Source organism: Trinickia sp. Y13 (assembly GCF_029522115.1).
Classification (GTDB): Bacteria; Pseudomonadota; Gammaproteobacteria; order Burkholderiales; family Burkholderiaceae; genus Trinickia.
This window is the reverse complement of the sequence record NZ_JAKWFK010000001.1, coordinates 422,459-435,281: the sequence shown is the minus strand read 5'-3', so window position 1 is coordinate 435,281 and position 12,823 is coordinate 422,459. Positions and strand designations below refer to the sequence as shown.

The following is a 12,823-nucleotide window of genomic DNA, read 5'->3' as shown; positions in this document are numbered from 1 at the left end:
ATTTCAGCCATTTCAGATGTCGATCGGATCGCGCGCGATCGGACAACTGAGGCAATGGCTGCCGCCGCGCCCCCGGCCGAGCTCGCCGCCTGGGATTTCGATCACCTCCACGCCCGCTTGCCGCATCTTTCGGTTCGTATAGGTGTTGCGGTCGTAGGCGAGCACGACGCGTCGATCCAGCGCGAGCACGTTGTTGCCGTCGTCCCACTGCTCGCGTTCGGTCTCGTACGCGTCGCCGCCCGTCGTCAGTACGCGCAGCGAGCCCACGCCCAGCGCATTGGCCACGACAGCGAGAAACGCCTCGTCGTGCCGCTCGTATCGAACTTCGCCCAGTTTGTCGCCGGGGTACAGGCTCGTGCAGCGTATGCCGTCGGCCACGCCGGGATAGATGCTGACGAAGTCGACGTCGATGAAGGAGAACACCGTGTCCAGATGCATCGACGCACGCGCCTTCGGCATCTCGCACGCGATGACTCGGTTCGCGCCATTGCCGGAGAACAGATGCCGCGCGACTTGCGTCACCGCTTGCGGGCTCGTGCGCTCGCCCATGCCGATCAGCACCACGCCGTTGCCGATCGGCATCACGTCGCCGCCTTCCAGGGTGGCAGCGCCGTAGTTGCGGTCGGGATCGCCCCACCACGTCTTGACCTTGCCTGCGAAGCGCGGATGGAAGCGGTAGACGGCGGCGAGCAGCAGCGCCTCCTTGCGCCGCGCCGGCCAGAACATCGGATGCAAGGTGACACCGCCATAGATCCACGCGCTCGGATCGCGCTGGAAGATCAGATTGGCGAGCGGCGGCATCACGAAATCGGAACGTTCGAGATGACCGCCGAACAACCCGCGTGCATCGAATGGCAAGTCGGCCTTCGCAATGCCACCGACGAGCGCGTCGGTCAGTTGCTGCGCAGGCATCTCTTCGAGCCAGAGCCGCAACTCGCGCAGCATGCCCGTGCCGACCTCCTCCTCCACGATGCGCCGATCGAGAATCCAGTCCCGCGCCGCTGGGTCGAGGCACACTTGCGCGAGCAAATGCTGAAACTCGAGCACCTCGATTCCACGCTCGCGCATGACGTCGATGAAGAAATCGTGGTCCTCGATCGCCTTGTCTACCCAGATCACATCGTCGAACAGCAGGGCCTCGCGGTTGGCCGGCGTGAGCCGCCGATGGGCCAGTCCCGGCCGGCACACCATCACCGTGCGAAGCTTGCCCGCTTCGGAATGAACACCTAATGTCATCGCAGCTTCTCCCAGCGTTTACCGCTCAGTGAGGACGTACGTATAGAGCCGCACGGTTCCGTCTTCTTCCGCCTTGCGGTAAATCCCTTGAATTTCGTTTTCAAAGCCCGGAAAGCGGTTGCCGCCTTCCTCGAACATCCGGAAATAGTCCAGCATGGGCTGAGCGCGTTCGTCGTATCGCTCTCCCGGCACCACCACGCCGATGCCGGGCGGATAAACGAGCGCGAGCGTGGCGGCGATGCGTCCGCCGATCCGATCGATCGGCAGCAGCTCGACGTTGTTGCGCACGAGTTCGTGCATCGCCTGCTGCGGCGTCAACGCCGCTTGCGGAAAATGCCCCGCCCGGAACTGCTCTCGCTGCAACCGGCACACGTCACGCTCACGATAGAACCGATGCATCTGCCCGCACAAGTCGCGCAGGCCAAGGCCCGCGTAGCGCGCGCGATGCGCCGCCACGAACGCGGGGATCACCTCGTCTAGCAAAGCATTGTCATCGTGCAATTGCTTGAAGCGCACCAGCGCCGATAAGAGCGTGCCCGCTTTCGTGGATTCGAGCCCCGGCGTCAGCAAAAAGAGGATGCTGTTCAGATCGTTCTTTTCCGGCACGATTTGCCGCTCCCGCAGAAATTGCGCGAGCACCGCGGCCGGAATGCCGTGTTCTGCGTAGTGGCCCGTCTCGCGGTCGAACCCTGGCGTGAGCAGGGTCAACTTGTTCGGATCCGTCATCGCATAGCCGGGAGCCAGTTCCGTAAAGCCGTGCCAGCGCTCGCCCGGGGCCAGTTCCCAACAGCGAGCGTCCCGCGCCAGCACATCGGTGGGCGTGTCCTCCCATCGCTGCGTGCGGCCATCGAGCGCCACGAAGTCCGGCACGAACGGATCGAAGAACCAGCGTCGAGCGGGGTCTTCTTGCGTCGCTTCGTATTCGCGGCGCAGCTCGCGGATCTTCTTGCGCAGCTCGATGCCGAGCCGGATCGTGTCGTCCCATAGCACTTGCCCGGAACGGCCCCTCATCATCTGGGCGCCGACATCGAGCGAGGCGAACAGCGGATAAAACGGCGACGTCGACGAATGTTGCATGAACATCTCGTTAAAGCGCCGATGGCTGACCTGGCGGCGCTGGCCTTCGAGGTGAGCGTCCTTGACGTGGATTTGCGACGCTTGCGAGAAACCCGCCAATTGCTTATGCGTGGACTGCGTAGCAATGATGCCGGGCGCCTGCGCGTCGAGTCCCTCGACCCCCATCGCGAAGTGTCCTTCGAACAGCGGATGGAATTTCATGAACCCCGCCCACGCTTCGTCGAACAGGATGTAGTCGCACAAAGGCCCGAGCTTTTCCACGATCATTCGTGCGTTGTAGATCGTCCCGTCATAGGTGCATTGCTCGATGACCGCCACCCGAAATGGCCGCACGCGCTGCCAGGCTTGCGGATCGTCGACGAGCGGATTGCACCGGATGCTCTCGCGAATGCGCCGTTCGTCGAGCGACTCGAAGTCGATGGGGCCGATCATGCCGTAGGTGTTGCGGCCGGTCTGCAGGTAGATCGGAATGCCGCCGCCCAGCAGCAGCGCGCCATGATGCGCTGCCTTGTGGTTGTTGCGGTCGAACAGGACGAGATCGCCGGGCGCCACGAGCGCCGTCAACGCGATCTTGTTGGAAGTCGATGTGCCGTTCAGCACGAAATAGGTTCGCTCCGCGCCGAAGATCTGCGCTGCGGCCTTTTGCGCGGCCAGTGCGGGGCCTTCGTGAACCAGCAAATCGCCCAGTTCGACGACCGAATTGTCCAAATCGTTGCGAAAGACCTGCTCGCCCAGATGCTTCACGAACGCCCGGCCGATGGGGCTCTTTTGGTAAAAGACACCGCCGTTGTGCCCCGGGCAGGTCCACATTTGGTTGCCCTGCTCCGCATAATCGACCATCGCGCCGAAGAACGGCGTCTTCAGCGAATCCGCGTAATTGCGCAGGTGGCTCACGAGATTGCGGGCAACGAACTGCGGCGTATCTTCTTCGATGAACACGTACCCGGTGACCTGGCCGAGCACGGCGACCGGTATTTCTTCCAGCAGATGGCGCTCGACCAAGATGAAGATCGGCACCTCCAGGCCCCGCTCGCGCACGAATCGAACGAACGCTTCGACGTCGCTTTCGGAATCGATCTGCGACCACTCGACGACCAAGCACCCCACGCTGGCATCGCTGCGCACTGCGCAACGGGCATCCTCTAGCGTGGCGGCAACCGTCGTCGCATAGCCGAGCCGGCCAACTTCCTCGACGATGGAATGCGCCCGTTGCGAAGGAAACGTCGGCGGCACCGGCATGGCGCAACAAAACAAGAAGCCGAACATCTGGTCGTACAACATCGCGTTCCTCACTGTCCGATTCGCCGCCGGCGCCGACCTAGGCACGCGCCGGTCACGCTACGTTCAACCTATCGTCACGACGCCTCGCGCGAACAGCACGACTGCGACGACCGCCACCAGGACCAACGCCGCCGCTACAACGGCTTCGCGGCGCGAGAAGGCAGCCTCGCCGGGCGCATGCTCGCGCCGAGCCCACCAATACACGGGCACGCCGATCGCGAAGAGCACCGTCGACATGAGCAGGAATTGCGGACCGGCGGCATAGAGCAGCCACAACGCATAGAGGGTCCCGAAAATGCCGGTTAGCATGGATTGCCGTGCGGTTTCGCCCTCGCTCGCTCGATACGTCGGCTGCGAGGCGAACTTGCAAAGGAAGACGGTGCTCGCGAGGTAGGGAGGCAAAATCATGACCCCGGTGATCGAGATGAGCCAAGTCCACGCGTTATGCGCAAACAGCACGACGAACACGGCGCACTGCATTGCCATGCTGGAGATCCAAAGCGAAGGCGCAGCGGCATGATGGCGGTTCTCGCGCGCGAGGAATTTCGGAAACACGCCGCCCTTCGCGCCTTCGTGCGGCAATTCCGCCACGAGAATGGTCCATGCCAGCCAGCAACTGAGGATGGACATCATGAGTGCGACGGAGATGAACGCGGCGCCCCAATTACCCACCGCCGCCTTGAGCACGTACGCCGCGGACGGCGACGGCAAGGCCGCGAGTTGGGCCTGATGCATCAAGCCGAACGGCAGCGCCGAAAGCAGGAAATACAGCACCGTGCATACGATCAGACCGAGAAAAGTCGCGATGCCCACTTGCGACGTCTTGGCGGCGCGATCGGAGACGACGACGGCGCCTTCTATGCCGATGAATACCCACAGCGTCACGAGCATCGTGCTCTTGACCTGGCCGACCAGGCTGCCCAAATGCTGTTGTTGCCCCCAGAAGTCGAAGGAGAACATGCCGCCTTTCATGGCCACGGCCATGGCGCTCAGCGCCACCGTGATCGTGCCGATGTTGAGCACGCTCGAGATGACGTTGAGCATTGCCGCACGCCTCACGCCGGAGAGCACAACGAAGTTCATGATCCAGATCAGCAGCGATGCGCCCGCGATCGCCGGCCAATTGCTGCCGCTCCTGAATTCGGGGAAGAAGTAGCCGAGCGTCTGCATGAACAACAACGCGAATGCGACGTTGCCGAATGCCGCCGACAGCCAATACCCCCAAGCCATTTCGAAACCGGCCAATGGGCCGAATCCCTCTTTCGCGTAGGAATAAATGCCCGCCTTCAAATCGGGCCTTTTATCGGCAAGCGTGCGAAACGTATTCGACAGAAAAAACATGCCGACGAGCGTAATGACCCAGGCCACGATGACCGCGCCAAGGCCCGCGCCCTGCGCCATGTTTTGCGGGAGATTGAAGGCGCCGCCGCCGATCATCGATGCGATGACGACGCCGGTCAGAAGCGGCAAGCCCAACGTACGCGTCTTCGGTTGCTTCGAGCCCGCAAGCTCGCTTGCGGCTGGCCTGGACGGTTCGTGCGGTATGTCCATTGTTTTTCTCCGATTCGCTCGTTCGTAGGGTCCGGCAGCAAGACGACGCGCAATTGCGGGGGAGCGCGTAATCGAATTGCAATGTGCCGATGCCCACGTTTGGGAAAAGTACCTCGACAGCGTACGCAAGCTCGCACGGGTATCGGTTGATTCTCGTCAAGTGATGGGGAGATGCGCGGATTCGCGGAAACCGTGCAGCAGCGACGCGTTTGACGATTCGTTTCCCGCTATGTGGCGCGGTGATTGTCCGATTCGGGATCGGCTATCGGCCAAGATGACCAACTGGCTATTGGAATTAGAGTCGGCACTCCAATGGGGCCGCCCATGCGGCGCGCCCGCACTTGGCCATCGCCGCACGTGGCGGTCAGTGCTTACGGCGCGGTCAACAGGCTCAGAGCAATTTCAGTGGTGGGCAGAATCGGCGCGAAGCGGTGCCGCGTCGTCTTATACGGGAAGAGATCCTTATCTTCGAGGATTCGCTTGGCGATCGCCGCCACGCAAAACGGTTCACCTGTTTTCCAATGCGTGACACGGATTCGCGGATCGACATAATCGAGCGCAACGCAAGGCAAAAACCGCAAACCGAGCACGGCAGCGGCTCGCAGCCGATGATTGCCGTCCATCACGATGCCGGTGCTCGTTTCGACGGGGAGAGGCGCCGTCCACTTCCCCGCTCGTCGAATCGTGGCTGCGAGCCTGTGCACGTGGTCCTCGTCGACCATTTCCGATTGCGCAGAGACGAAATCGGCTTGACGCAGACGCAATAAGGCAGATCAACAGACATCCGGACACCGTATCGAAAATGGTCGCCCTGTGCCGACAGGCGTCGCTCGCACTAGACTCACCGCCCCGGAGAAACGGCAGCGCGTGCCAAGCCGCCGCGCTCGCGCCGAAGCACCAAGATGAGGAGCGCCGCCAGCCCATAAGACACCGCGACGTAAAAGTACAAGTATTGCAAGCCGACGCCGCCGCAGAGCCAGCCGCCGAGCGCGATGCCCAATACCGAGGCCAGCTGGGTGGTGCTCTGGGCCACGCCCAAGACATAACCTTGACGCACCCCGCTGGCAGCTTTCGAGATCAAAGACATCAGCACCGGGGTCGTGGCGCCGAGCAGTGCGCCCCACACGAAATGGATCGCGACGAACACGCCGACGTGCCGCGTGAGCGCGGCGCCGAGCGTGAGGGCGGCGCAACCAGCCGCGATGCCCGTCATGCGCTGCAACGCGTCGGCAAAGCCACGGCGTTCGAAATAGCGCGCCCATAGCGAAGCCGAAACGGCAAAACCGAGCGAGAGCATGCCGTAACACAGCCCCACGACCCAATTGCCGACGGCGAACGTCGATCCGACATAGAGCGAAAACGGCGTCTGCGCGATCATGCGGCTCACGAGCAGAAGGCCGACGATGCCGAGCAAGCTCGGAATGGGTGGCGACCGCCACGTGAACGACGACGTGGACGACGGCGTCGAACCTTCGACAATGCCCGACGTCGCTTCGACCGCGGGCGCAGGCTTTCGCACCTGGACGTTCGGTAGCACGAGCGCGACCGCGATCGCGCAGACCGCGCACAGCAAAGCGGCCGCGATGTTGATCCAAAAAAACGTCGCATGATCGAGAATCAACCCGCCCGAGATAGCGCCTGCAATCGAGCCGAAATTGGTCGACACTTGCAAGTACGCGAATAGGCGCGCGCGGCGCGACGGCGGTACGATGTTCACCCCGTAGGTCTGTGCGGGGGCAATATAGCCGGCACACGATCCTTGGACGAACCGCAATGCCAGGACCGTCCAGACGTCGCCGGCCCACGCGAGCGCGAACTGAGTGAGCGACAATCCGATCAACGCACGGATCATCATCAGCTTATGTCCCGTGCGGTCGCCGACGCGCCCCCAAAACGCGCTCGTCAACATCATGCCGACCATCGGCCCGACATAAACGGCAACGCCTGCCACCGCGAACTGCAGCGCGGACGTGCTCAGCGCCTTCAGATGAAGCGGCCAGAACGGGCCGCTCATCTCCATCGCGCCCATGGAGACGAGCTGAATGGCGAACAGCACGTGAATGAGCCGCGTCCCACGATCGGCGCCGGTCACGACGGAGGTCATCGGTCAGCCCTCGTCCCCGGTCTGTCGCAAGGGATTCGGCAGGGCGTGCTGGAGCCGGTAGTCCGAATACTCGAGCAAATGCATCCGCAACACGGAACGCGTCGGCCACGGTTGCTCCAAGAACGCGGCCCGCTCATCGCGCCAAAGGTCGCCGCAAACGCGCGGGGCGAAGGCATCGAACGCGCGCTGCGTCTCTTCCCGCAAAATCTCCCATAGCAGGGTTCGCGACAAATCGTATTCGCGTGTGAGCAACAGCGCAACCTCATGCAGATGGCAAACGAAACACGCGTCGAGCACGAACGCGCGAACCGGCTCGATGTCGTCATGAAACACCGTCGGCAAGATGCCCGGGTGGACGTAGGGCTCGAGTTCGATCCCTCGCTTCTCCAGCAGCGGCGCGTAAGTTCGGCCGTCGCCGAAATCCCGTATGAGCAAGCGCTTGGGCATGCCGTCGGGTGCGAACAACACCGAGGTGTTTTGCTGATGCGCCTCTAGCGCGATGCCGTACAGCAGATAGATGCCGAGCACCGGGTGCGTCACGACACGTGCGTACGCCCGAAACCATGCCTCGACAATCGCTTGCGTTGCAGGCGCCCCACCCTGCTTCTCGATCAGTTCCGTGACGAGCGGACGGTCGTCGACGGGCGAGCCGGTCAGCAATGCCGCCACCGTGATCGGCAGCAAACCGTCGTTGCGCTCGAACGCCTCCTTGCTCGCGCGAAATGCCACCGACAGATGACGACCCGCGCGGTCCTCCTGCCGGACCGCATGCTTGTAATGAAATGCAAGCTCTTCGGGGAAAATCTCGAGCGTGCCGTCAAAGCCTTTCTCGTCGGCGAGGATGCGCTGAATCACCGTGCTGATGCGCGGCCCCATATGAATCGACTTCGCCTGAAGGCTGCGCTGCTCGCTCGTCAGCCACAACGCCACCGGTAACTTGATGAACGGCACGGGCCCCGGCAATCGTGGCATCATCGTGCGAAACGACATGGTCGGCCACGTCTCGACGTCGGGACCTTCCAAAATCAGAATTCCTTCCGCAATCTCTGCCGCGTACTCGGCACTCACGAAGTGCTCCAAATGCCATGCGTGAATCGGCAGCGGCAACCAGGCCGATTCGTCTAGGCCCTTTTCGTTCAAGCTGTCGCGCCAGCGAACCCACAACTGCGGGAAGTTCCAAGCGAACCATGTATGCGCGCTTTCGATGTGCGGCATGCGCTCGACGTACGCCATATCGGCGCGCAATGCCGCAATGCGCACGGGCACCTTCGCATTGAACTCGGGTGAGAGCGCGGCAACCTGCGTGGGGTCGAGGTCGGGCTTGCTCTTCCAAGTCGGGTAAAACGGATGGCCTTCGAGCGCGCCCCATTGATCGAGCAGCACCGCCGCATCGCGAATGCTCATCTGCCGTTGGAGGTAGCCTGCGAAGCCATCGGCTTCGGCCACCTCGATGCGCGTGCGTAGCGCCGCATTCCATGCATCGCGATAGATGCGGGCGAGAACATCGTTCTCGATGCTATTTTCAATGTCCGCCTTCAATCGGGTGACGCCTCGATCGCTTGGCGCGAAGTCGAACGACGGACGCAGCACGTCCATCAAGTGCTGCGGGCGCTCGATCGGCACACGTGTTCCATCCGCCTCGATCAGCGTCAGGGGTCCGCGATTGATGTACGTATTGGCGGGCGCCGCTTCGAGCTCGCCAAAGAGCAGCAGTGCGTGTCGACTCCAAAGCGGCAGCCATGCCGCGCGGCCGCCGGGCATGAAGATGAGCGCGTTGGGATCGACGATGCCTTCGGCAAACAGACATCGGATCAAGCGGCGCAATGCATTGCGGTTCGCCGCCTCGATGGCGCTGCGCTGCCGCTGTGCGTAGAACGCATGATCGGGCCGTAAGAGCGAAAGAGTGTGGTTCATAAGCGTGCGGATCGAGCCGGCCAAGTTTCGGGAAAGTAATCGAGTGCGGAGCCGCGCAAACCGCCCATGTAGGACACGCTCCAATGAAAGATTTCTTCGATGTGAGGCAAGCGCGCGCCGAGGCGCCGTCCCATCTCCACCAACAGCGACAGACCATAAGCGACGTCTTCGCGAAAAGCTCGATGCGTCTTGTCGATGACGTAACCTGCGCCGTCGCAAGTGGGGACCATCGGCGCCTCGATGTCGTCATAGGCTTGGTTCGTGCGCAGCACCGACAACATCGTGCGGCGGTCGCGAATTTGCGTGCCGTAGGCCTCGACGATTTCCTGCTTTAGCGGCTTGATCGATGCGAGGCTCACACCCATGCGTGCTTCGACGAGCTTGCATAGCAACCGGCTTTCCTCGTCGCTGCGCTCGAGAAAATAGGCGCCGAGTTCAGGGCAATCGGTCCACCAACGAACCGGCGCGGCAAACGCCCTGTCGTGCCATTGCGCGTAAGGGCCGATCAAGCCGTAAATCACCGAGCTATGCATGATCGGATTGCCGGGCGTGAGCGTGATTTCCAGATAGTGGTCGAGCAATTCGACCGGCGCCTCGTAGAGCCTGCGCAAGGTTGCGAGCAAGGCGGCGCGCGAGGCTCCGCTTTCGCGATCGTGGGTGGCGACGAACAGCATGCCCTTCGCGCCGCCCATTCGCACCGATTGCCCTGGCTTCAGATCGAAGGCGATATGCGAGACATCCTTCATCCCCCAAATGACGACGTTCGGGCGTGCGGAGAACGCGCGCTCGGCCAGCCAGTCGAAGCCGCAAAAGCCGGGAATCGCCCCGACATAGACGGGCTTATCCGTCGGCACATGCGCGGCGATCTGCGCGAGCAGCGACGGCCTCGCGTGCGCGGGCACCGTCACGATGACGATGTCGGCATCGGCGAGTGCGGCGTCGGCCTCGCTCGCCACCGCGTCGAGCCGAGCCGAGCGCGTCGTGCCGTCCGGCAGGATCGCCTCGATGCGGCTGTCGCCGCGGCGATGGCGGGCGATCACGTCGCGGTTGCTCGTGAGCAGCGACACATGCACGCCCTCGACCTGCTTGAACAAGACGGCCGCAAGATGCCCCGTGCGGCCCGCCCCGCAAATCGCCACGTTCAGCGCGGGCGTCGAGCGCCGGTTGCGCGCGCTCATGCCGCTTCCACCGCATATAGGCGCGGGATGTCGCGCGGGGCTTCGGCGATCGCCTCCCGGCCGAACCAGCGGTCCAGTTGCACGGCGATCTGCGGATCGAGCAGGTTGCGCTCGCGCAGCCAACTCTCGTTGAAAACCGTGTGCAGATATTTTTCGCCGCCGTCGGCGACCGCCGCGACCACGTTGCCAGCGATCAAGCCGCTATGAATGAATTCGAGCGCTTTGTAAATCACGCCGCCCGTCGACCCGCCAACGAGCATGCCCGTGCGGCGGGCCATGTAGCGCGCCGTTTCGAAAGCCTGGGAGTCCGACACCTGCACGCCCATATCGATGCAGCTGTAATCGAGCACGAGCCCGACCGTATCGCCCGCCGGCGTGCCTGTGCCCGACTGATAGTACGGATGCCCGGGCCGCCCGAACACGATCGAGCCGTCGGGCTCGACGGCGATCGTCTTGGTTTGGGGATTGTGAACTTTCAGGCCGCGTGCGATGCCCGTCATCGAGCCGCCCGTTCCCACACAGCCGACATAAGCATCCACCCCGCCGATTTCATTGACGACTTCTCGAACGAACTCGGAGTAGCCGCCCGCGTTGGCGGCGTTGTCCGACTGATTCATGAAGACCGCGCCGGGAATCTCGCCGGCCAATTCTGCAGCCATGCGCTGACGCTCGACCACAGCCACCTCGTCTTCGCGATAGTCGCCTTCGACGTAGCGGATTTCAGCGCCGAGTGCGCGCATGACCGCGATCTTGTCCGGCGCCGCATGGTGATCGACCACTGCGATGAAGCGCAAGCCGAACTCGACGGCCGCAATGGCAAGGCCGATCCCGGTATTGCCGGAGGACGACTCGACGATGACGCCGCCGGGACTCAACCGTCCCGACTTGAGCGCGGCGACGACCATATTGCGCGCCATGCGGTCTTTGATGCTGCCTCCCGGATTGTTCTTCTCGATCTTGAGCAGCAATTGCGAATGCTTTTCGGGAATGGAAATACTGAGAATCGGGGTATTGCCGATCAGCTCGGTGACTTTAGTCAAAATCATTCCACTTCTCCATTCGATCGTCGGGTGTGATGTCGAAACCACCGGCCGCGTCGTACGTGACCGCGATTCGTCGCGGAACCGGGTGGCGGTGAAACTCGTTTTCGAGCAAATCCATTTGGTAGCCCGCGGTGTTGGCGTACACGAGCAAGTCGCCGGCTTCCGGCCTTGCCGCGAACGCAAGCCAGCGATTCGTGACGACGTCTTCGTCGAGGCAACTGTGTCCCGCAATCCAGCCGCGTGCCGGCACGGCATCGCGCTCACTGCTGCGGCTCGCGCGGATGTGAATCGGGTCGACCAAGAACTCCGAGGCGAACCAGGTCTCGCACGCGCTGAAACTGCTGCCCTCGACGAAGATCACGACTTCGCCGGGGGCCATCGCCTTCACGCGTGTAACGCGAAAAATCGAGATTGCCGTTTGGTCGGCAAGGCTGCGCCCAGGCTCGATCGCGAGCGTCAATCCTTGCGCCTTGAGATATCCCGCAACCGATCGACCGCCCTCGCATGGCGAGCCGAGCAATCGGTCCAACCACGCGTCGGGCTCGATCGGCCCGCCGTATGGATAGAACGACGCCGGCACTTTGCCATTGCGGTAGTGGCCGGCGCTCTGCGCGCCGAGAAACGCGTCGTAGGCATCGCGCTCGACATAGCGAACCGGCAACCCGCCGCCGATATCGACGACTTTCGGATCGAGCCCCATCGCCCGGGCCATATCCACAAAGCGAGCGAGTTCGCACACGGCCGTCACACGCGCTTCGTGGCGATAACCGCCCAAGTGAAAATGAAATCCTTCGAATGAAAACGTTTGCCTTTTCAGCGCCAACCGATCGAGACACGCATGCAGTTCACCTTCTGCCATGCCGAACCGGCTTAGGCCTGAAGCGCTCGGCCGGTAGCGCAACAGCACCCTAACCGGCCGAGCCGGATCGACCTCGCGAGCGACGGCTTCCAGATCGCCGAACTCCTCGAGCGAATCGACCGAAATCAATGCGCCGTTGGCCACGAGCGCCATATGAAACACGCGTGTTTTCGCAGGCCCCGTCGCGCACAGCCGCGCAGGATCGATTCCCGCGCATAGCGCATCGCGCATTTCGCCGAGGCTGGAGACATCGACGCCAATATCCGCAGCCACCGCGGCACGCACGAGCCCCGGCGATTTATTCACTTTGGCGCCGTAATACAAGCGGTATTGCACTTCGTGCCGGCGCAGCACCGCACGCAAACGCTCGACGTTCTCTGGCAACACTTGCGGCAACACGACGTTCAGCGGCGACCCGTAGGTGCGCGCCATGTCGATCAACGCTTGCGGCGAACGAATCAATCGATCGATGGCAGGACCCGCTATCGGCGGTAGCGCCGCGGGCGTCGCGCCGTGCCTAGCTTGGGTTTTCGCTGACAGCTCGGACGACACGTCACGTAGCATGGGCGTCATGAGCGGC

The 12,823-nt window shown here is 62.7% G+C and carries 9 protein-coding genes; all 9 read right to left on the bottom strand.

Features of this window, described 5'->3' with window-relative positions; all coding sequences use genetic code 11:
• Nucleotides 1-12: 12 nt before the first annotated feature.
• The 9 genes from MMB74_RS01825 to MMB74_RS01785 all read right to left on the bottom strand — a co-directional run bounded on the left by MMB74_RS01825 (nt 13) and on the right by MMB74_RS01785 (nt 12,816).
• Entirely contained in the window at nt 13-1,236 is a 1,224-nt protein-coding gene (locus MMB74_RS01825; protein ID WP_277426880.1) for an arginine deiminase, read from the bottom strand.
• A gap of 18 nt (nt 1,237-1,254) precedes the next feature.
• A complete protein-coding gene (gene speC, locus MMB74_RS01820) occupies nt 1,255-3,594 on the bottom strand; it encodes an ornithine decarboxylase (protein ID WP_277426879.1) in 2,340 nt (779 codons plus the stop codon).
• A 63-nt stretch (nt 3,595-3,657) separates the two neighbouring features.
• Nucleotides 3,658-5,145 (bottom strand): basic amino acid/polyamine antiporter, encoded by a 1,488-nt coding sequence (locus MMB74_RS01815; protein WP_277426878.1) that lies wholly within the window; start codon nt 5,143-5,145, stop codon nt 3,658-3,660.
• 371 nt (nt 5,146-5,516) lie between these two features.
• A complete protein-coding gene (locus tag MMB74_RS01810) occupies nt 5,517-5,909 on the bottom strand; it encodes a transcriptional regulator (RefSeq protein ID WP_277426877.1) in 393 nt (130 codons plus the stop codon).
• 77 nt (nt 5,910-5,986) lie between these two features.
• Nucleotides 5,987-7,249 (bottom strand): MFS transporter, encoded by a 1,263-nt coding sequence (locus MMB74_RS01805; RefSeq protein ID WP_277426876.1) that lies wholly within the window; start codon nt 7,247-7,249, stop codon nt 5,987-5,989.
• A 3-nt stretch (nt 7,250-7,252) separates the two neighbouring features.
• Nucleotides 7,253-9,163, bottom strand: a complete 1,911-nt coding sequence (locus MMB74_RS01800) for an IucA/IucC family protein (protein ID WP_277426875.1) — start codon at nt 9,161-9,163, stop codon at nt 7,253-7,255.
• A complete protein-coding gene (locus MMB74_RS01795) occupies nt 9,160-10,341 on the bottom strand; it encodes an NAD/NADP octopine/nopaline dehydrogenase family protein (RefSeq protein ID WP_277426874.1) in 1,182 nt (393 codons plus the stop codon). The genes MMB74_RS01800 and MMB74_RS01795 overlap by 4 nt, the downstream gene beginning before the upstream one ends.
• Nucleotides 10,338-11,387, bottom strand: a complete 1,050-nt coding sequence (locus tag MMB74_RS01790) for a cysteine synthase family protein (RefSeq protein ID WP_277426873.1) — start codon at nt 11,385-11,387, stop codon at nt 10,338-10,340. Before MMB74_RS01790 ends, MMB74_RS01795 begins: the two co-directional genes overlap by 4 nt.
• Nucleotides 11,374-12,816: a Y4yA family PLP-dependent enzyme gene (locus MMB74_RS01785; protein ID WP_277426872.1), complete on the bottom strand. Its 1,443-nt coding sequence runs from the start codon at nt 12,814-12,816 to the stop codon at nt 11,374-11,376. Before MMB74_RS01785 ends, MMB74_RS01790 begins: the two co-directional genes overlap by 14 nt.
• Nucleotides 12,817-12,823: the final 7 nt, after the last annotated feature.

Coding starts and splice junctions, on each gene's coding strand:
- MMB74_RS01825 (WP_277426880.1), bottom strand. CDS start 1,236: ATGACATTAGGTGTTCATTCCGAAGCGGGCAAGCTTCGCACGGTGATG.
- speC (WP_277426879.1), bottom strand. CDS start 3,594: ATGTTGTACGACCAGATGTTCGGCTTCTTGTTTTGTTGCGCCATGCCG.
- MMB74_RS01815 (WP_277426878.1), bottom strand. CDS start 5,145: ATGGACATACCGCACGAACCGTCCAGGCCAGCCGCAAGCGAGCTTGCG.
- MMB74_RS01805 (WP_277426876.1), bottom strand. CDS start 7,249: ATGACCTCCGTCGTGACCGGCGCCGATCGTGGGACGCGGCTCATTCAC.
- MMB74_RS01800 (WP_277426875.1), bottom strand. CDS start 9,163: ATGAACCACACTCTTTCGCTCTTACGGCCCGATCATGCGTTCTACGCA.
- MMB74_RS01795 (WP_277426874.1), bottom strand. CDS start 10,341: ATGAGCGCGCGCAACCGGCGCTCGACGCCCGCGCTGAACGTGGCGATT.
- MMB74_RS01790 (WP_277426873.1), bottom strand. CDS start 11,387: ATGATTTTGACTAAAGTCACCGAGCTGATCGGCAATACCCCGATTCTC.
- MMB74_RS01785 (WP_277426872.1), bottom strand. CDS start 12,816: ATGACGCCCATGCTACGTGACGTGTCGTCCGAGCTGTCAGCGAAAACC.